The 18,438-nt window shown below is 73.0% G+C and carries 17 protein-coding genes and 1 pseudogene; 5 read left to right on the top strand and 13 right to left on the bottom strand.

Annotated elements, in window-relative coordinates; translation table 11 throughout:
* Positions 1-3: 3 nt before the first annotated feature.
* From OTB20_RS01365 to OTB20_RS01320, 10 genes are all read right to left on the bottom strand, one after another.
* Entirely contained in the window at positions 4-1,221 is a 1,218-nt protein-coding gene (locus OTB20_RS01365) for a hypothetical protein (RefSeq protein WP_267814604.1), read from the bottom strand.
* Positions 1,222-1,262: 41 nt separating this feature from the next.
* On the bottom strand, positions 1,263-2,537 hold the full coding sequence (locus OTB20_RS01360) for an MFS transporter (protein ID WP_267814602.1): 1,275 nt from the start codon (positions 2,535-2,537) through the stop codon (positions 1,263-1,265).
* Positions 2,525-3,595: a S66 family peptidase gene (locus OTB20_RS01355; protein ID WP_267814601.1), complete on the bottom strand. Its 1,071-nt coding sequence runs from the start codon at positions 3,593-3,595 to the stop codon at positions 2,525-2,527. Before OTB20_RS01355 ends, OTB20_RS01360 begins: the two co-directional genes overlap by 13 nt.
* The gene (locus OTB20_RS01350; protein ID WP_267814600.1) at positions 3,592-5,178 is read right to left on the bottom strand and encodes a GNAT family N-acetyltransferase; all 1,587 of its coding nucleotides are present in this window, start codon (positions 5,176-5,178) and stop codon (positions 3,592-3,594) included. Before OTB20_RS01350 ends, OTB20_RS01355 begins: the two co-directional genes overlap by 4 nt.
* A 66-nt stretch (positions 5,179-5,244) precedes the next feature.
* A complete protein-coding gene (locus tag OTB20_RS01345; protein ID WP_267814599.1) occupies positions 5,245-6,699 on the bottom strand; it encodes a hypothetical protein in 1,455 nt (484 codons plus the stop codon).
* Complete coding sequence (locus tag OTB20_RS01340) at positions 6,696-7,421, bottom strand: hypothetical protein (protein WP_267814598.1); 726 nt, start codon at positions 7,419-7,421, stop codon at positions 6,696-6,698. The genes OTB20_RS01345 and OTB20_RS01340 overlap by 4 nt, the downstream gene beginning before the upstream one ends.
* Positions 7,422-7,528: 107 nt before the next feature.
* The gene (locus tag OTB20_RS01335; protein WP_267814597.1) at positions 7,529-8,545 is read right to left on the bottom strand and encodes an amino acid--tRNA ligase-related protein; all 1,017 of its coding nucleotides are present in this window, start codon (positions 8,543-8,545) and stop codon (positions 7,529-7,531) included.
* Between the two features lie 261 nt (positions 8,546-8,806).
* Positions 8,807-9,982, bottom strand: a complete 1,176-nt coding sequence (locus OTB20_RS01330; protein ID WP_267814596.1) for a branched-chain amino acid aminotransferase — start codon at positions 9,980-9,982, stop codon at positions 8,807-8,809.
* Positions 9,979-11,229: an ATP-grasp domain-containing protein gene (locus OTB20_RS01325; RefSeq protein WP_267814595.1), complete on the bottom strand. Its 1,251-nt coding sequence runs from the start codon at positions 11,227-11,229 to the stop codon at positions 9,979-9,981. The genes OTB20_RS01330 and OTB20_RS01325 overlap by 4 nt, the downstream gene beginning before the upstream one ends.
* Positions 11,230-11,300: 71 nt before the next feature.
* Positions 11,301-11,483 (bottom strand): hypothetical protein, encoded by a 183-nt coding sequence (locus OTB20_RS01320; protein ID WP_267814594.1) that lies wholly within the window; start codon positions 11,481-11,483, stop codon positions 11,301-11,303.
* A 289-nt stretch (positions 11,484-11,772) separates the two neighbouring features.
* Between OTB20_RS01320 and OTB20_RS01315 the strand changes: the two genes are divergently transcribed.
* Entirely contained in the window at positions 11,773-13,473 is a 1,701-nt protein-coding gene (locus OTB20_RS01315; RefSeq protein WP_267814592.1) for an aspartate:alanine exchanger family transporter, read from the top strand.
* A gap of 58 nt (positions 13,474-13,531) precedes the next feature.
* Here the strand turns inward: OTB20_RS01315 and OTB20_RS01310 are convergent, their stop codons facing one another.
* Positions 13,532-14,377, bottom strand: coding sequence for a universal stress protein (locus OTB20_RS01310; protein WP_267814591.1), 846 nt, complete (start codon positions 14,375-14,377; stop codon positions 13,532-13,534).
* A 244-nt stretch (positions 14,378-14,621) separates the two neighbouring features.
* Between OTB20_RS01310 and OTB20_RS01305 the strand changes: the two are divergent.
* Positions 14,622-14,924: pseudogene (locus OTB20_RS01305) on the top strand (molybdopterin-dependent oxidoreductase); the annotation flags it as partial.
* Positions 14,925-15,041: 117 nt separating this feature from the next.
* Complete coding sequence (locus tag OTB20_RS01300; RefSeq protein ID WP_267814700.1) at positions 15,042-15,389, top strand: DoxX family protein; 348 nt, start codon at positions 15,042-15,044, stop codon at positions 15,387-15,389.
* A gap of 73 nt (positions 15,390-15,462) precedes the next feature.
* On the opposite strand, the gene OTB20_RS01295 is transcribed toward OTB20_RS01300, so the two are convergent.
* On the bottom strand, positions 15,463-16,275 hold the full coding sequence (locus OTB20_RS01295; RefSeq protein ID WP_267814589.1) for a VOC family protein: 813 nt from the start codon (positions 16,273-16,275) through the stop codon (positions 15,463-15,465).
* Positions 16,276-16,384: 109 nt separating this feature from the next.
* On the opposite strand from OTB20_RS01295, the gene OTB20_RS01290 reads away from it, so the two are divergent.
* Complete coding sequence (locus OTB20_RS01290) at positions 16,385-17,023, top strand: HhH-GPD-type base excision DNA repair protein (protein ID WP_267814587.1); 639 nt, start codon at positions 16,385-16,387, stop codon at positions 17,021-17,023.
* Positions 17,024-17,077: 54 nt separating this feature from the next.
* Complete coding sequence (locus tag OTB20_RS01285; protein ID WP_267814585.1) at positions 17,078-17,554, top strand: cupin domain-containing protein; 477 nt, start codon at positions 17,078-17,080, stop codon at positions 17,552-17,554.
* On the opposite strand, the gene opcA is transcribed toward OTB20_RS01285, so the two are convergent.
* The gene (gene opcA, locus OTB20_RS01280) at positions 17,500-18,435 is read right to left on the bottom strand and encodes a glucose-6-phosphate dehydrogenase assembly protein OpcA (RefSeq protein ID WP_267814584.1); all 936 of its coding nucleotides are present in this window, start codon (positions 18,433-18,435) and stop codon (positions 17,500-17,502) included. The two genes, OTB20_RS01285 and opcA, sit on opposite strands and share 55 nt — an antisense overlap.
* Positions 18,436-18,438 lie beyond the last annotated feature (3 nt).

Raw genomic sequence — 18,438 nt, 5'->3', positions numbered from 1 at the left:
GCGTTACCGCGTTTCCTGTGTGTCCGGCGTGTCGAGTGCTTCCGGTGTGTCCGGCGTGTCGAGTGCTTCCGGTCGCCGCTGCGGATACGGGCCGGCCGCGAGCCGCCGCGCCGTGTCCTCGACTGCGGCGGCCAGCTCGTGCAGGGCCTCCTCGCCGAACACGGCCGGGTCGGACGTCAGCCGCAGGTGGAGCCGTCCGTCGGGCCGGGACGGGTCGATGACCTCGGCGAGGACCTCGCCGGGGGTGATCCGGGGGCGGAGCCGGACGGGGGCCAGTTCGGCGCCGCCGAGCCGCAGGGTCCGGGAGGCGCACAGCGGCCACAGGGTGAACACCGCGCCCGTCGCCCCGCCGGGGAGGTCCTCCTCGTGACCGGGTTCCTGGCCGGAGTCGCGGCCCTCGCCGTGGCGGCGCACGGCCCTGGCGGCGGCCGCCAGGGTCTCCTGGAAGGCGGCCTCCGGATCCCCCTCCGCAAGGTGGACGCCCACGGTCACCAGTCCGGGCCCGGGCACGGCGAGGCCGACCCCGAGGTCCCGCCGCCCCGTGTGCCCGGCCAGGGCCAGGGCGTAGACGGCGAAGAGTACGGAGCCCGGGGTGGCCTCGGGGTCCGCGGCCCGCGCCAGCAGGCCGTCCAGTACGGGGCGTTCGAGGACGATGTGGCGGTACGGCGGCAGCCCGGCCGGCCTGGACGGGCCGGTGCCGGCGGACGGCGCGGTGTGCGTGAGGGCGGAGGGCTCCGGCCCCGCGGAGGGGTCCTCCCAGCACCGCTCGACGGCCGCCTCCAGCAGCCACAGGGCCGAGGGGTCGATCGCCGACGGGTGCACATGGACCAGCAGCAGGCAGCCGCCCGTCCAGCGGTGCAGCTCGGCGCGGACCGGAGCGCCGCCGGCCGGGCCGAACGGGAGCGGCGAGGCGTGCTCGGCGGCCCGCACCGCGTGGTCCACCGCGTCCCAGCCCTCTCCGGGAGTCTCGTGGACGGCCACGGGTACGGGGCCGCCGCCGAGGGCACGGCCGAGCACCTCGCCCAGCTGTCCCGGGTCCACCGCGGCGCCGCCGGTCTCCAGGTACCCCAGGGTGACGGCGTCGGCGGGGCCGGAGCCGGCGCACCACGGCGCTGCGGCGGCCGGCCGGGCTTCGGCCTGCTGGGTACGGGTCTCCTGTGCGCGGGCCGGCGGTGCGTCGGCCGGTCGGTCGGCGGTCACTCGGACGGATCCTGTGGTCATGGGGCAGTCCTCTCCTCGGCGTCGGTGGGCGGGTGGGGCGGTCAGATCAGGGCGGGCTCGGACGCGGGCTCGGCCGGGGCCGCGGCGTCCGGCTGGAGCAGCCGTCCACGGACCGCCACCAACACCAGTGGTGCGACGACGCACAGCGCGGCCATCCCGGCCGCGTAGGGGATCGCGGACCCGGAGACGACCAGCGCCCCGGCGACGAGCGGGCCGGTCACGAAACCCACCGAAGTGGACATGCCGTAGGCGGCGTTGAACCGTCCGCGGAGCTCGGGGCTGGCCAGCGAGTTCACCAGGGAGGGCATGCCGGTGGCGTACAGCGTCTCGGCGGTGGCGAACAGCACCATCGCGGTGATCAGCAGGGTGAGCTGGGCCGCGCGGCTCCGCAGGTCCGCCGCGCCCAGCACAAGGGCCCAGTTCGCCGCCCACAGCAGCCCGGCCAGGGCGACCGTACGGGTGTGCCGCCAGCGCTTGACCAGGTCGTACAGGAGCACCTGGGCGGCGATGACCGCGGCGGTGTTGACGGCGAACAGCACCGCGATGGCGGAGGTGCCGACTCCGGTGTGGGTCACCAGGAAGGCGGGGTAACCCGCCTCCAGCTGCCCGTACGAGGCGAAGTAGAGGACCGCGCCGAGCCCCATCACCAGGAGGAACGGGCCGTTGGCGAAGACCTGCCGGTAGCCGGCCGGACGGGCCCCCGAGGCCGGCGCCGTGGACTGCGGCTCGGGTGTGGGGTCCAGCCCGCGCAGCACCAGCATGAGCACCGCCACCCCGAGGTAGCTGAGCGCGTCGGCGCCGTACAGCAGACGGAACGACAGGGGATGGGCGGTGCTGGCCACCACGCCGCCGAGTAGCCCGCCGATGCCCATGGCGGCATTGGCCAGGGTGAAGCTGGAGCCGAAGACCACCGGGTGGGACTCGTGCGGAACGGAGGCGGCGAGCAGCGCGTTCCACGCCGAGGAACCGCCCAGCCCGATGCCCCACACCGCCGCCGCCAGCAGGAAGTGCCAGGCGTCGGACGCGACGGCGTAGCCGGCCACGCCCAGTGCGCTCAGTGCCATGTGTGCGGCGGCTGCCCGGCGCGGCCCGATGCGGTCGGCGAGCCGTCCCGCGTAGAGCCCGCCGACGATCACGGCGAGCGAGGTCACCGAGACCACGTGCATGGCGGTCCGCAGGCCGAGGCCGTTGACCTGGTGCACGTAGACGACGAGGAAGGGCAGGACCAGGCCGGACCCGATGTTGTTGACCGCGCCGAGCGCCAGCAGCGCACGCGCCGGGCGGGGCAGTGCGGCGAGATCCTTCAGGAGGGACACGGTGGTTCCTTTCGGGCCGGGGCGGCGACGGTCGGGGCCAGTGGGCGCACGAGGGGCCGCTCGCCTGTCGCGTCGACGCTCACCGCGGCCCCGAGCGGGAGGGTGAGCATCGGATCGGTGTGCCCGAAGGGCAGGTCGAGGACGATCGGGACGTCATCGGGGAAGGCGTCCAGCAGGATCCGGTGCAGGGCGTCCCTGCGCTCCGCGCCGTGCGGGCCACCGGGTGTCCGCCCGATCAGCACCGCGCTCGCCCGCTCGGTGATCCCGAGGTGGCGCAGGTGGGTCAGGTGGGTCAGGCTGCGCTGGAATGCCGGGACGGCCAGCCCGTCCTCCGTGCCCTCCAGGCACAGCACGGTGGGGCCGTCGGGGGGCGCCAGCCAGCGGGTGCCGGCCAGGAAGTTCAAGGTGGGCAGGTTCCCGCCGAAGAGCACGCCCTCGGCCCGGCCGGGGCGCAGCACGTACGGGCTGCCCGGGTGCCGGGGGCGGGCCTCCTCGTCGGCGGCGGCCCAGTCCCCGTAGGGCTGTGTCCACCACGAGGGCAGCGGCCAGGCGTCGTCGCCCGGGCCCATCAGGGTGTGCCGCAGATGGTCCACGGTCTCCCGGAACGGATCGGGCCATTCGCCGAACTGCGGCAGCAGGGCCGGACCGTAGAAGACGGTGGTGCCGGTGATGGCCTGGCAGCCCAGCAGCAGCGCGGTGTTGTCGCTGTAGCCGACGAGGATCTTCGGTGGCAGCGTGGCGAGTTCGTCCAGGTGCTCCAGCAGGTCGTTGGAGTTGTTGCCGCCGATGGTGGTGAACACCGCGCCGACCTCGGGGTCGGCGTACAGGTCGAGCAGGGCGCGGGCCCGCTCGCGGCCGGTACCGGCGATCGAGCCCGCGTACCGGCCCTCCGGGGCGAGCCGGACCGGGCAGCCCAGGGCGTGCTCCAGTGCGGCCAGCGCCCGCCGGGTCCGGGCCGGGAACCGGCCGGCGGCCCAGGCGCTGGTCGCGACGACTCCGACGACCGCGCCCGGCCGGAGCCGGGGCGGTGGCGTGGTGACGGGCAGGGCGGGGCTCACGCCGTCTCCTCGCCGAACAGGAAGCGCAGTGCGTTGCCCGACAACAGGGCGGAGCCGTCGGCGCTGCCGAGCCGCGCCGAGTCCAGGATGCGGCGGACCGCCTCGGAGGTCTCCGCGCCGAGGATCCGGCCGTCGTCCCAGGGCTGGAGGTGCCAGGGGGTGTCCAGGGAGAACATCAGCCGCGGTCCGCACTCGGAGATCAACGTGGCGAGCCGGGCGTCGGAGTCCGCCGGGCCGGGGTCGCCCACGGTCCGCTCGCACACGGCCTCCCAGGGGCCGAGGTCGGCGAACACCCCTGGCTCGGCCAGGATTTCGGTGAGACCGGGGTTGTTGAAGCCCAGGTGCGCGATGCTGATCCTCGCCCCCGCGGCGACGGCGGCGGGAACGGCGTCGGAGCCGATCTCGGCGAGGTCTCCGAGCCGGCCCTCGGGCGAGCAGTGCAGCACGGTGGGGACGTTCCAGCGGGCTCCGAGGTCGAGATAGCCGCGTGCCACGTACGCGGCGATGGGTGATTCGGCGGCCGGCGGGTGCCACTTGAGGGCGAACACCTCGTCCAGGCGGCCCTCGTAGTCGGCGGCGAACTCCTCGGCGTCGCGGAACGGGTCGGCCATCAGCGCGGGCACCGGCAGCCCGGCGGACACCGGGTGGTCCTTGCGGAACCGGGCACACTCGTCGATGAGTTCGAGGTTGCGGTGGCGGATGATCCGGCTGCACGTCTCGGGGTCGACGGCCGTGCCCTCGGGCTTGAACCGGCGGTAGTACGGCATCGGGAGCACCAGCGCCCCCACGGTGGCGGGCGGCTCGGGCAGATGGCTACGGCCGAGCGTGCCGAGCAGCTCCATCAGCTCCTCCACCGACTGGCGGTAGGTGTGCTGCGAGGTCTCGTCGTGGAAGATGAGCTCGGCGCCGGTGTGCTCGTGGGCGCTGATCAGGACGGTGGCGGAGGTGAGGTGGTCGCGCACCTCGGTGCGGACCGGGCCCAGCGGGACCGGCTTCGCGCCGGCGGCGGCCTCCTGGGCCCCGGCCCGTACGCCGGGCAGATCGGCGGGGATCAGCCCGTAGGCGACGAGGTCCACCCGCCCGGCGTGGGTGGTCCCCGCCTCGCGGAGCACGCCCTCCCGGCTGAACCCGGCCTTGTCCGCCACCCGCTGCGAGCCGGTGTTGCCGGTCGCGGCCAGCAGCATGACGCGGCGGACCGGGGTGGCGGCGAACACCCAGTCGGTGAGGGCGCGTACGGCCTCGGGGGCGAAGCCGCGGCCGCGGGCGGCCGGGACGGTCCAGTAGCCGATCTCGGTGGTCAGCTCGCGCCAGTCGGTCCGCTTCAGGCCGAAGCAGCCGACGAGTTCACCGGTGGCCGCGTCCTCGGCGGCGAACTGGATGCCGTCGCCGCTGCTCAGCGACTCGGGGGAACCCTGAGTGCACCACCAGCGGGCGTGCTCCTCGGTGTACGGGCTGGGCAGCGGCAGCCAGCGCTGGGTGGTGGCGTCGTCGCAGGCGGCCCGGACCCCGGGCACGTCCCGCTCGGCGAACGGCCGCAGCACCATGCGCTCGGTCCGCAGTACGGCGTCGGGAAACCGGTTCATCGCTCTTCTCTCCTCCATTTCGTGTCCTTCTCCGGCCTTTCACGGCCCTTGCGCGGCCCGCTCGGCCTACTTCTCGCCCCGGAACTTGCGGCCGAGCAGCACCGACGAGCCGGTCGGCCGACCGCAGCCGGCGCACGGCCGGTGCGGTGCGGCGGCCTCGTCGGACGGGACCCCGTTCTCCCCGGCGAGCCGGCCGATGACATTGAGGCCGGCCAGGTTGCCCAGCGCGGCGCCGGCGCACGCCTCGGCGCGGCACAGCGGGACGCGGGCGGCCGCGGGCACGGTGTCCGGTCCGGGGAAGGCGTCCAGGTCCAGGACGCGGGAGCTGTGTTCGGCGGCCCGCACCCGGCGCAGTTCGGTGCCCAGCGCCTCCAGGCGCGCGGTCACCTGCTCCGCGAGCGCGTCTGGTCCGCCTTCCGGGTCCACCGGATCGCCGGCGTCCGCGTCGGCGCCCAGCAGCAGCTGCCCACCCCGCTCCGGCCCCTCCACGGTCAGGAAGAGGGGGGCGCCGTGGGACCGGGCCTTGGCGATCCGGGCCCGCCGGCCGCGGTGGTCGTCGTACACCTCGGCCCGTACGCCCCGCTCCCCCAGGGCTGCGGCCAGCGCGGCGGCCTCCTCGATGCCTTCCAGTACGGAGGGGACGACCGCCACCTGCACCGGAGCCACGGACGGGTGGTACACCGGGCGCTCGGGGTCTGCGTGCGAGTGCACCAGCAGGGCGAGGACCAGCCGGGCCGAGAAGCCGAAGTTGAGCATGGACAGCGGTTCGCCCGCGCTGTGCACCCCGAACGTCTCGCTGAAGCGGGTGCCGAGTTCGTAGACGGAGGTCAGCGTGGTCGAGGTGCCCTCCGGCAGCAGGGTGACCAGCTCGTGGCGCCGGTCGGCGTAGGCGCCCCCGGCCCCCGGCTCCTTGACCCGTTCGACTGCGAAGGTCGCCAGGCCCATCCCCGCCGCCACCCGGCCGGGTCCGTGCAGCAGGAAGGCGGTGTCGGCGGCCGAGTCGCCGGTGAAAGCGGCCTGCGCCTCGAAGAACGGCCACACGAACCGCTCCATCCACAACGGCCGCATTCCGTGGCCTTCGTGGCGGCCCACCGTGCGTACGGTGGTGACCCGGAACGGCGGGGTGCGCCCCTCGGCCAGCCAGTCGGCCATCACCAGGGAGATCTGCGCCTCGATGGTGGAGGCCAGCACCAGCGGCTCGCCACCGCCCGGAGCGCCCTGCCCCTCGGCGTCCCGCAGCAGGTACACCCGGTCCAGGAAGCTCTTGATCGAACCGGCCTGCCGTTCCAGGGCGGACAGCGGTACGGCCGAGGGCAGTCCGAGTTCCTCGTAGCCCCCCTCGGCGAACAGCCCGCGGAAGGCGTCCACGACCCGGGAGCAGAGGGCGTAGCCGTGCGGCAGCCAGCCGCTGGCCCCGGCCACGGGGTACTTGGCGTGGATGATGTGGGAGCGCTGGAGCGCCGCGGCGTCCCCGGCCCATCCGGTGGTGGCCGCCACCGGGGCTTGTGCCTGCGGGGTCACGCGGCGGCCTCCGTCCCGCGCAGCAGCGCGAACTGGCTGATGTGGAAGAAGGTGATGTCCAGCGGGCGCAGCCGGTTGTCGGCGTCCATGTAGCAGGCGCCGTACTGCTTGGCGGCCTCCGCGGGCAGGGCGGTCACCGAGGCGGTCACCCGGCCCTCGTGCCGCCACACCAGCGACTCCCCGGCAAGCGCCCAGGGTTCCGGTGTCGGCCGGGCGGGGACGCCGAGCTCGTGGAGGATCCGGTCCACGAGTGGTGCCAGGCCGCCGTCCTGCCCTTCGGGCCGCGCGAGCAGCCCGTCCGCGCACACCAGGTCCTCGGCGTCGCCCCCGGCCACCGGGGCCACGGCCGGACCGCCCGACCAGAAGCCGACCGGCAGTTCACGCCAGCTGAACCGCTGCTTGGAGACGAGCGGCAGCCCGCGCAGGCACAGCCCGGCGGTGGGGTACCAGCCGGTGGGCTGCTCGGAGTTGTGCGTGGTCAGCGCGGTCCGTCGCAGGGTGGGGCGGAGCAGCTCGCGTACCGGCCGGACCAGGACCGGCGGTACGAGGACGGGCAGGTGCGTCCGGCGAACGGAGGCGGTGGCCAGCAGCCGCTCGACGAGCTGTTCGGAGTGGCGCAGCCGCTCCAGGGCCGGGCCGCCGAGGACGTAGTGCCCGGCGGGCCCGTACGCGCGCCGGACCAGCTCGGTGGCGGGCGCCGGGGCGTTGGTGGTCAAGGGCATGGTGGGTCCAGTACGTCCAGTGCGGGGGGATGGGGGCGGCTCGGGCGGGCTCGGGGTGGCTCGCCGGCCGGCGCCCCGGGGGGCGCCGGTTCGGCGACGAGCAGCTGTCACGGGGTGACGGTGACGCCGTTCAGACGGGGAGCCAGCTGCAGCTCGCGGATGTCGTTCTGCTGGAGCACCCACATCAGCCAGCGCTCGATGCCGAGGCCGAAACCGGAGGTGTGCTGCGGACGGGCGTCCTTCATGCGGACGTACCAGTCGTAGTCCGCCTCCGGCACCTGGTGGTGCGCGAGGGCCTTGCGGGCCTGCTCGCCGTCGACGTGACGCTCGCCGCAGCCGACCGTTTCGCCGATGCCGAAGAGCAGGTCGCCGTTGAGGGCGGTGCGGCCCTCCTCGTCGCCGTACGCCTGGTAGAAGGGCACCGACAGGTGGTCGTAGTGGGTGACCCACAGGATCGGGCTGATCTCGTTCATCAGGCGGCGCTCGCCGTGGCGGGACAGGGTGCGCCAGCCGCCCTGCTCCTCGACGGCCTCCGCGTCGTCACCGAGGTGCGCCACGGCCTCGTCGAACGTGATGCGCGGGAAGGACTCCAGGCCCGCCATACGCTCCAGGTGCTCGGTGGAGCCGGCGATGGCACGCACGTCGTCGGCGTAGCGGTCCAGGACGGCCTGGGCCAGGCGGCGCATGTAGGCGTTGACGGCCTCGATGCACTCGTCGAGGCCGCCGGGCAGCTCCGCCTCGCTGTGGAAGAACTGGTTGAGGTGGGTCTCGTCGCAGTCCTCGCCGCGGAAGCTCGGCATGAGGTACCAGGCGCCCTGCGGGCTGAGGCGGCAGCCGTACTCCAGCATGAACTGCATGGAGTCGGCGAGGAAGGTGCGCTGGCCGAAGAGTTCGATCTCGACGGGCAGGGAGTCGCTGCCCAGGCCCATCGGGCTGGAGATGCTGTTGGTGGTGATGGGCAGGTGTACGGACTTGACCCCGCGCTCGCTCCAGAAGAAGGCGGTCTCGGTGGTCACGAGGTCCTGGAGGTCCACCAGGGTGCGGTAGAGCGGCTGGTCGACGATCTCCAGAAAGCGGTCTGCCGAAGGACGCCAACCACCGTGGGTGTACGTGGGCGTGGCCATTTGATCCCCTAAGTCCTGTGCAATGGGCGCGGGCTCGGTCAGCCTGCAACGCGCCGGAAACCAGACCGGTTTCGTGAATCCATCCTGTGGGTTCGCGGCGCCGAATTCATCGTTTTCGGCTGGCGCGAGGCGGCCTGGCATCCTCCTGCCCGGCGGGCCGAATTCCGGTTGTCCGGAACATCGAAGGGGAAATGCGAAAAGGGTTGTCGCCGCCGGCGGGAGCCGGTGGCAACAACCCTTTTCATCCCGTCGGTCGACCCGCTAGGGGACGGACGGTGCCACGGGGTGCATCCAGCCGAACAGGTCGGCCTTCTCCCCGTAATGGACGGCGGCGAGTTCGTCGCGCAGCCGGGTGGTGATCTCACCGGGCCGGCCGTCGCCGATGACGCTCCTTCCGGCCTCACCGGTCACCGCCCCGATGGGCACCACGGAGGCCGCCGTGCCGCAGGCGAACGCCTCGGTCACCCGGCCGTCCCCGGCGGTCAGTTCGGCGAGGGACACCGGACGCTCGACGGTGCGGATGCCCAGCGAGGCCGCCAGCTCGATGAGGCTGCCCCGGGTGTTGCCCGCGAGGATGGTCCCCGACAGGCGCGGGGTGGCCAGCAGCGGGGTGCCGGACTCGTCGCGGGTGACGCAGAAGAAGTTCATCGCGCCGAGTTCCTCGACCCAGCGGTGCTCGCGGGAGTCCAGCCACAGCACCTCGTGGCATCCCCGGGAGAGCGCCTCCGCCTTGGCGGCGAGGCTGCCCGCGTAGTTGCCCGCGCACTTGGCGGCGCCCGTGCCGCCGGGCGCGGCCCGGATGTGGTCCGGTGCACACCACACGTCGATCGACTGGTAGCCGTCGGCGAAGAAGTGGTCCACCGGTGAGGCGATGACCGCGAACAGATACTCCTGCGCGGGCCGCACCCCCAGGCTCGGCTCCACGGCGATCATGAAGGGACGCAGGTAGAGGCTCTGCCCCGGGCCGCGCGGCACCTCCGAGGCGTCCGCGCGCACCACGATTTCGCACGCCTCGGTGAAGACCTCGACGGGCATGTCCGGCATGGCCAGGCGCACGGCGCTGCGGTTGAACCGAGCGGCGTTGACGTCCGGGCGGAAGAGCGCGATCGAACCGTCCCGGCGCGGGTACGCCTTGAGCCCCTCGAACACGGCCTGGCCGTAGTGCAGCGCCATGGCGGCGGGCGACAGTTCCAGCGCGGCGTGGGGCACCAGCTCCAGCGGTGACCAGCCGGTCCCGGGCGTCCACCGGGCGAGCACCATGTGCTGGGTGAACCGGGCCCCGAACCCGAGCTTGGCGGACTCCGGCGCGGACGTAGGCCCGGACGTAGGCCCGGACGTAGGCCCGGACGTAGGCCCGGACGTAGGCCCGGACGCCTGCGCAGACGTAGGCGCAGATGCCTGCGCAGACGTCGGCGCCTCGGTGAGCGACGCGGTCACGCCGTCACCGGGCCCATCTCGTACGAGGGCAGCAGCGCGGCCTCCAGCTCGGCGGCCCGCTCGCGGAACTGCTCCTCGCTGTCCGCGCCCAGCACCAGCAGCAGGCACCACACCGAGGGGTGCAACTCGCCGATCTCGAAACCGGCCGGGCGGGAGCGGATGGTGTCCAGGACGTACGGGAAGGCGGCGATCTCCTCGTCGGAGGGCTCCTTGACGATCAGTCCGGGCTCGGCCGGGGCAAGGTTGATCCAGCCGATGTACGGGTACGGCGGCGTGCGCAGGGACAGCGGCTCGGCGCCGGCGCCCATGATCGCCTCGACCCACAGTTCGCGCAGGTCGGCGCCGAGCGGTCCGAAGCTCTCCGGAATGGCCCCGCCGGCGAACCGGGTGGCGATCTCGGAGAACCACAGCCGGCCGTCGGCCCGGCGGAAGATCTCCAGGTGGGTGATGTCGTCGGTGATGTCGAAAGCGGCGTTGATCCGCTCGTGCAGCTCCTCGACCTCGGCGTACAGCTCCTGCTCCGGTTCGCGCGGCAGCAGGATCGAGCCGTTGTCCCGGCCCGGCGTGGTCACCGTCATCCGCGGTCGCAGGTAGCGGCTGACGCCGAGGATCTGCGCCTTGCCGTTCTCCCAGATGGCGTCCACGTGGTACTCGTCGCCGTCGATGGGCTCCTCGGCGATCAGGAACTGGGCGACGGTCTCGTTGCCGGCCGCACGCAGGATCCCCGCGAGCTCTTCCGGCTCCGAGACCAGGGAGGTGGCGACCGATCCGAGGCCCGCGGCGGGCTTGACGACCACGGGGAAGCCGAGCTGGTCGGTGACCCGGCGCACCGAGCCCTCGACGTCCGCGGTGGAGAGGGACACGTACCGGGCGCAGGTGATGCCCGCCTGCCGGGCCCGGTCCTTCATCGCGCGCTTGTCCCGCATCAGGACGGACTTCTCGACCGCCGGCTGCGGCAGGCCCAGCAGGGTCGCCAGGTAGGCGGCGCTGAACTGGCTGAACTCGGAGAGGCTCAACACCCGGTCGATCTTCACCCCGGCCGACCGGATGTCGACCGCGAGCTGGGCCATCTCGTCCAGGGCGTCGAAGCTGCGGATCACGTAGTGCCTGTCGACGCGGGCGATGAGCTCCGGGTCGATGGCCCGGTTCGCGGCCTCCCACTCGTCGTAGACCAGGGTCACCCTGGCGCCCCGGTCCAGCAATGCCCGCAGCGTCACCCGGTCCCACCGGCACACCAAGAGATTCATTTCGTCCATCCCTGCCGTCTGTTCCTGTCCCGCACCTATTCCGGGCTTACCGCGTTCCATTCGCTTCGGTATCAGTCCCAGTTGAGGCTGTCGTTGCCGTTGCCGTTCACCGAAGCCGTGGTCGCGGTCTCGGTGACAACGGCCGGAGCGGCGTCCGCGGAATTGACGGTTTCCCCGCCGGCGAACCCGAATCCGATGACCAGAGCAGCAGCGATAGCCGAAATGCTCGCGGCAGCACGAACGAAGAGCTTCATGGTGTTTCCCCCTGATGATCCGAAGCGATGACAGCGATTCTGCGCCGGGTGTCACCCGCGAGCCAAGCGATCGGCGTGGCATCTTGCGGACTGGCAGGCAGGTGCCCGAGCCGACCCCCGGGTCCGGCGAGCAGGCGGGCGGCGCAGGCCAGCGGGCCTTGACGCGGGGGCCCGGCCCGTACTTCCGGGTGCGGGCGGGCATACCGGCGCATACCGTTTCCCGAGGCGGCCCGGGCTGCCGTGGTGGCGGCGCCGGCGGGTGGGAAGCGGGTGGGTGCGGGTGGCGTGGATGGACTGGCTCAGGGCGGAGATCTTCCGGCCCTATCCCGAGTTGCTGATCTTCCTGACCATCTCCGTCGGCTTCCTGATCGGCCGTCTGCGGTACAGGTCGATCGCCCTCGGGGCCGTCACCGGATGCCTCGTCGCCGGCCTGGTCATCGGGTCCCAGGCCAAGGTCGAGATCGACGGTCCGATCAAGTCCGTCTTCTTCCTCATGTTCCTCTTCGCCCTGGGCTACGACGTGGGCCCGCAGTTCTTCCGCGCCCTGCGCAAGGACGGCCTCCCCCAGGTCGTCCTCGCCGTCATCGTCTGCGTCACCGGACTGGCCGGCGCCTGGGCGTTCGCCACCCTCGCCGGTTACGGGCCGGGACTCTCCGCCGGGCTGCTCGGCGGCGGCCTCACCCAGTCCGCCGTCATCGGCGTCGGCTCCGACGCCATCTCCCACCTGCCCGGCGTGAGCGCGGCCGAGGCGCGGGACCAGTCCCATCTGATCGCCGTCGCCTACGCGGTCACGTACCCCCTCGGTACGGTTCTGCCCGCGCTGCTCCTCGCCGGCATCCTGCCCCACCTCCTGCGCCGGGACCTCGCCGAGGAGAGCGCCGTGCTCGCCGCCGACCTGGAGGCCGCCGAGGACGACCCCGACGCCGGGGAGGGTTACTACAAGCACGTGCTGCGCGCGTACGCCGTCGACGTGGCGGCCTTCGCCGGTCGCACGATCGGGGAGTTCGAGGCGGAGCAGAAGGCCGCCGGTCGGCGCGTCTACATCACCCGGCTGCGCCGCGCCGGGGCGATCCTGGAGCACACCCCGGACACCCGCGTCGAGATCGGGGACATCCTGGCCGTCAGTGCGGTCCGCGGCGACCTCGTCGCGTACGACGCGCGGACGCACATCGGGATGGAAGCGGACGACTTCGAGCTCCTCGCCTACCGCACCGAGACCCTGCACGTCGTCATCACCACCCGGAACCTCAGCGGGCGCACGATCCGCACCCTGCGCCACGAGGAGTTCATGCCGGGGGTCTTCGTCGACGGGCACTGGCGGGCCGGCGCCGACCTGCGGGTGCGGCTCGACAGCACCGTGGAGCGGGGCGACACCCTGGTCCTGACCGGGCCGCGCACCCGGGTGGAGGAGGCCGCGACGCGGCTGGGCAAGCCGGTGCCGACCAGCTTCGCGACGGACATGGTGTGGATCGCGCTCGGGCTCTTCCTCGGCGGCTGTCTCGGCATCCCGGCACTGCACGCGGCCGGCGCGCCGCTGTCGCTGTCCACCTCCACCGGGGCGCTGCTGATGGGGCTGGTCTTCGGCTGGATCCGGAGCAAGTACCCCACCTACGGGAACCTGCCGTCGGCCGCGCAGTGGCTGATGGGCACGCTCGGGCTGTGCGTGTTCGTCACGGTCGTCGGCCTCAACGCCGGCCCGAGCTTCGTCCCGGGGCTGCGCGAAGCCGGCTGGCCCCTGCTGCTCTGGGGCGCGGCCGTGACGTGCGTGCCGCTGCTGGCGGGATTCGCCTACGGGCACTTCGTGCAGCGCCTCCCGCTGCCGATCCTGCTCGGCGCCCTGGCCGGTGCCCAGACCACGACGGCCGCCCTCGGCGCCCTGACGGAACGTGCCCGCAGCCAGATCCCGGCCCTGGGCACGACGGTCCCGTACGCCTTGGGCAACGTACTGCTGACCGTGTGGGGCTCGGTGATCGTGCTGCTGCGGCGGTGATCGGGGGGTGCGGCGCGGCCGCGGAGCCGCGGCCGCGACCGCGGGGGGCCGGCCGCGGTCACCCGTGCGGGATCAGGGCCACCGGGCTGTGGGCGTGATGGGCCACCGCGTGGTCCGTGGGGCCCATGCCGTGCAGGGGTCGGTGGTGGCGGCGGCCCACGACCAGGAGGTCGGCCGTGGCCGCCTCCTCGACCAGGACGTGCGCGGCGTCGCCGGGGCGGGTCACGCACTCGGCCGGCACGTTCGGGTAGCGCGCGCCCGCCTCGGCCACGGCCGCTTCGAGCGGCTCGGGGCCCGCCGGGCCCACGTGCACTGCGCGCAGGGGCAGCGCGTGCTCCGCCGCCCAGGCGTACGCGAAGTCGAGCACCGCCGCGTAGTCGCCCTCCGGGTCCACCCCGACGACGACCCCGTGTCCGTGCGGCGCGCGCTCCGCGGGCTCCCGGACCAGGACGACCGGCACCTCGGAGCGTCCCGCCACGTGCAGCGCGGTGGAGCCGAGCAGCGGGACCACGTGGCGTTCGTCGCCGCTCGCGCCGAGCACGATCAGCCCGGCGTTCGCCCGGGCGGCCGCCCGGGGGATCTCGTTGCCGGGTCCCCCCTCGGCGGTGGCCGTCTCCACGGTCAGCCCCTGGTGGGCGCCGCGGAGTTCCTCGGCGAGCGACGACAGTACGGCCACGGCCGCGAGCTCGCTCGCGCCGAGCACGGGCTGGAACTCCGGGGAGATCGGCTGGACGGTCGGCCAGGCCTGGCCCACGTGGAGCAGCCGGAGGGGGACCCCGGCCGCCCGGGCCTCACGGGCGGCCCACCGGGCGGCGGCGAGGCTCCGGGACGACCCGTCGAACCCGACGAGGAAGGGGAGGACGGGCTGGGCGGGCTGGGCTGGCGGGACGGACTGGACGGACATCGGCGGCACCCTTCTTTCACATGCCGCGGCCATTTTCTGGTCGCTCCTACGACGCTACCCCCACCGGACGTTTTGCCCCGTTTGGCATACTTCACCAAGGCCCTCCGGCGCCTCCCGGGGCGGTGGGACCCCCGACAGCAGTTCGGCCAGGTGCGGCCCGACGCCATGGCGAATCGAGATCTGCCAGGCAGAACCGACGAGTAGACACACAACTGCGACTCACATCCAGCCCCGAACCTTGCAGATGGGGCCCCGGAGAACTCGAGTCGGGCATGAAGTGCCCATGGCCGAACTCATCCTGCACGGAGACCTGGACCACCCGGCGACGCTCAGCGTCGCGGACCTGCGGGACTGGGCGCAGCACCGGGCCGCGGTCACCTTCGACTGCGGGGGCGGGCACCATTCGATGCTGTCCTGGGCCGAGTTGGACGCCGACTTCGGCAGGAGCCCGGTGCTGCTGGCGCCTCGCCTCGACGGGGAGGACCTCAATGGGGCGGGTGCGCAGCTGGTGGTTCCCACGGACCGGTGCGGGGCGCGCTACATCAGCACCCGGGCGGCCGGCCGATGCGCCCGGAAAGGTTTTTCCCAGATTCCTGTCACACGCGCGGGATGCCACGGGTCAGTGCGGTGTAGCCACACCACACCGCCCCCCGAGGAGCCACCCATGAACATCGCCGCCACCGTCGTCGCCGTCCTCGCCGCCGCCATGTCGGGCTTCTCGGGCTACTCGCTCCTGAGCCGCGCCGCCTGGGTCGTGGAGGCCATGGAGGAGTACGAGGTCCCGCAGGCCTGGTGGACCCCGCTCGGCGCGGCGAAGGCCGCGGGAGCGCTGGGCCTGCTGATCGGCCTCTTCGTCCCGGTCATCGCAATCGCCGCCGGTATCGGCCTGGTCCTCTACTACACCGGCGCCGTGGTCACCGTGATCCGCGCCCGCTCGTACAAGCACATCCCGTTCCCGGTGATCTACGCCGCCCCGGTCGTGGCGGCCTTCGCCCTCGGCTTCGCGGTCTAGGCCGAGGCTCGCCCCCGGCGCGGCACAGCGGGGCCACCGACCCGGTGACCCCGCCCGCCCGGCCGAAAGCCCGTCAGGCGAACTTCGGCATCTCGCCCTCCGTCTTCGACACGTCGATCACGGCGAAGGCCGCGCCCTGCGGGTCCGCGACCGCCGCGAAGCGGCCGAAGGGGCTGTCCATCGGGCCGAAGTGGAGCTTGCCGCCGTGTGCCTGGGTCTTCGCGACCGCCTCGTCGCAGTCCGGGACGGCGAAGTAGACCTGGACGTAGGAGGGGATCTCCGCCGGGAATTCGGAGCCCATGCTCATCCGGCCCAGCACCGGGTTCTCCGGGCCGTCGAGGCTGAAGACCTTGAAGTCCATCCCGGCCGTCTCGGGGGAGTCACCGACGTCCATCTGCTGGGCCCCGTACGGGAAGACCTGCGGGAGGAACGCGTCCGCCTTGGCCACGTCGCGCGAGAAGAACTCCGCCCAGCAGTAGGCACCCGCCTCGCCCATCTTCTCGAAGCCCTTGTGGTCGCCCGGCTGCCAGACGCCGAAGACCGCGCCGCTCGGCTCCTTCGCGATCGCCATGGTGCCGAAGGAGCCGACCTGCATCGGCTCCATCAGGAGCTCACCGCCCGCCGCCTTGATCTTCTCGGCCGTGGCCGCCGCGTCGGGCGAGGCGAGGTACAGACACCACTGCGAATGGCCTTCCGCGCCCGGCATCGGCGGCACGACAGCCGCGACGGCCTTGCCGTCGGAGTAGGCCTGCGTGTAGTTGCCGTACTCGCTGCTGGACTCGCCGAAGGTCCAGCCCAGCACGTCGGCGTAGAAGGTCTTCGCGCCCTCCAGATCGGAGAACATCGCGTCCGCCCAGCAGGGCGCGCCTTCCGTGAACTCAGTCATGATCGATCGACTCCTGTGTCGTGTGCGACGTGACCCGTCTCGCTCTTCACGCTAGGCGCGGGGTCTGACTACCGCGCGTGGAGCACCGCCGCGCGGGATCCTGGGTTACATGGACAAAGACGACGACGCTGCCGCGGGCGGGGTCACCATCCGGCTCGCCCAGCAGCCAGAGGCCGACGAGCTGCTCGGGCGCAGTCCGCTCGCCGCACTGGTCGGGATGCTGCTGGACCAGCAGGTACCCATGGAATGGGCGTTCTCGGGGCCGTACACGATCGCCCGGCGCCTCGGCTCCGACGATCTGGACGCGCACACGATCGCCGCCTACGACCCGGAGGCCTTCGCCGCGCTGCTCTCCGAGAAGCCGGCCGTGCACCGCTACCCGGGGTCGATGGCGAAACGGGTGCAGCAGCTGTGCGCGTACCTCGTGGAGCACTACGAAGGGGACGCGGCGGCGGTGTGGTCCGACGCGGCCACCGGCGCCGAGCTGCTGGAGCGGCTGCGGGCGCTGCCCGGCTTCGGGGAGCAGAAGGCGCAGATCTTCCTGGCACTGCTCGGCAAGCGGTTCGGGGTGCGGCTGCGGGGCTGGCGCGAGGCGGCCGGCGGGTACGGGCCGGCGAACGTCTACCGGTCGGCGGCCGACATCACCGGGCCGGAGTCGCTGGCCAAGGTACGGGCGCACAAGCAGGAGGCGAAGGCCGCCGCGAAGGCCGCCAAGGGCGCCGCCGGCGGTCCCACCGAGCGGAATTGACCGTTCGGGTGGATATCCGGCCAGTTGTCAGACGGTGCCCCTAAGCTCGTGACTATGCCTCAGAATCTGACCCGTGCCGCCGATGCCGAGACCGTCTCCGACAATCCCGGCAGCCTGATCACACTGCTCACGGACACCGCCGAACTCACTTGTAACACGGCCACCTTCGAGGTCGGCGCGGCCGGCGCCCCGGTGCACTTCCACACCAAGGCGACGGAGTTCTTCCACGTCACGGAGGGCCGGCTCGACTTCCTCGTCGGCGACGAGGTGCACACCCTGGTCAAGGGTGACTTCCTCGCCGTGCCGGCCGGTGTGAAGCACGCCTTCGCCCCCGCCGCGGACAGCACCGCCGAGGTCTTCGTCGGCTTCACCCCCGGCATGGGCCGCTTCGACTACTACCGGCTGCTCGGCCGGGTCCGGGCCGGCGAGGCCACGGTGCAGGACCTCATCGACAGCCAGCCGGTCTACGACAACCACTACGCGGAGAGCGACGCCTGGGCCGGCCGCCTGAAGCGCAGCGCCGAGGCGTAGATCTCGTCGGCGTCGAGCCGTCGCAGTTCCTCCGCGATCAGCTCGGCACTGCTGCGGATCTTCAGCGCCACCTTGCGGTCGGGGCTGCCCGGCAGGAGCAGGGTGGCCAGGACCCCGTCCGGGCGGTCCACGCGGATCTCCCCTCCGGTGGTCGTCAGCCGGACCCGGGTGATGACCGGGCCTTCGGTGGCCACCCGCTCCACGGGCACCCCGAGCCGGTCCTCCAGCCAGCGGGCCAGCAGCTCGGAGCTGGCGTTGCCCGGCTCGCTCTCCACCGCCGCACCGGTCACGGGAAGCGGCTTCTGGTCCAGGGCGGCGGCCAGGAGCGAGCGCCACGGGGTGAGCCGGGTCCAGGCCAGATCGGTGTCCCCGGGCTCGTAGGCGCCGGCGCGGGCATCGAGCGCCGCGACCGGGTCGGCAGCCGCTTCGGCGTCCGTGATCCGGCGCTGCGCGAGGACGCCCAGCGGGTCCCGGGCAGGCGCGGCGGGGGCCGCCGCGGGCCACCAAGCCACCACGGGCGCGTCCGGCACCAGCAGCGGGAGCACCACGGAGCCGGCGTGCTCGGTGAGCGTTCCGTGCAGCCGCAGCAGCACGATCTCCCCGGATCCGGCGTCGGAGCCGACCCGCAGCTCGGCGTCGAGCCGGTTCTGCCGCAGCCGTTGCGAGCCGCGCGCGGAGCGCTTGATCACCGCGATGATCCGGCAGGGGTGCTCCCGCGAGGCCTCGGAGGCCGCGCGGACGGCGTCGTAGGCGTTCTCCTCGTCCGTGGCGACGAGGAGGTTGAGCACGAGCCCCATCGTGGGACTCCCGATGGCCCGTCGCGCGTCGAGCAGGGCCCGGTTGACCTTGCTGGAGGTCGTATCCGTGAGTTCGGTCCGCATGCT

The sequence above is a fragment of the Streptomyces sp. H27-H1 genome (assembly GCF_026627445.1).
GTDB lineage: Bacteria > Actinomycetota > Actinomycetes > Streptomycetales > Streptomycetaceae > Streptomyces.
The sequence above is the reverse complement of the archived record's forward strand: the minus strand, read 5'-3'. Positions and strand labels throughout refer to the sequence as shown.

Bases quoted from the DNA above. Each gene is read 5' to 3' on its own strand.
- OTB20_RS01365 (WP_267814604.1), bottom strand. From the start codon at position 1,221: ATGACCACAGGATCCGTCCGAGTGACCGCCGACCGACCGGCCGACGCA.
- OTB20_RS01350 (WP_267814600.1), bottom strand. From the start codon at position 5,178: ATGAACCGGTTTCCCGACGCCGTACTGCGGACCGAGCGCATGGTGCTG.
- OTB20_RS01340 (WP_267814598.1), bottom strand. From the start codon at position 7,421: ATGCCCTTGACCACCAACGCCCCGGCGCCCGCCACCGAGCTGGTCCGG.
- OTB20_RS01335 (WP_267814597.1), bottom strand. From the start codon at position 8,545: ATGGCCACGCCCACGTACACCCACGGTGGTTGGCGTCCTTCGGCAGAC.
- OTB20_RS01325 (WP_267814595.1), bottom strand. From the start codon at position 11,229: ATGAATCTCTTGGTGTGCCGGTGGGACCGGGTGACGCTGCGGGCATTG.
- OTB20_RS01320 (WP_267814594.1), bottom strand. From the start codon at position 11,483: ATGAAGCTCTTCGTTCGTGCTGCCGCGAGCATTTCGGCTATCGCTGCT.
- OTB20_RS01315 (WP_267814592.1), top strand. From the start codon at position 11,773: ATGGACTGGCTCAGGGCGGAGATCTTCCGGCCCTATCCCGAGTTGCTG.
- OTB20_RS01310 (WP_267814591.1), bottom strand. From the start codon at position 14,377: ATGTCCGTCCAGTCCGTCCCGCCAGCCCAGCCCGCCCAGCCCGTCCTC.
- OTB20_RS01300 (WP_267814700.1), top strand. From the start codon at position 15,042: ATGAACATCGCCGCCACCGTCGTCGCCGTCCTCGCCGCCGCCATGTCG.
- OTB20_RS01295 (WP_267814589.1), bottom strand. From the start codon at position 16,275: ATGACTGAGTTCACGGAAGGCGCGCCCTGCTGGGCGGACGCGATGTTC.
- OTB20_RS01290 (WP_267814587.1), top strand. From the start codon at position 16,385: ATGGACAAAGACGACGACGCTGCCGCGGGCGGGGTCACCATCCGGCTC.
- OTB20_RS01285 (WP_267814585.1), top strand. From the start codon at position 17,078: ATGCCTCAGAATCTGACCCGTGCCGCCGATGCCGAGACCGTCTCCGAC.
- opcA (WP_267814584.1), bottom strand. From the start codon at position 18,435: ATGCGGACCGAACTCACGGATACGACCTCCAGCAAGGTCAACCGGGCC.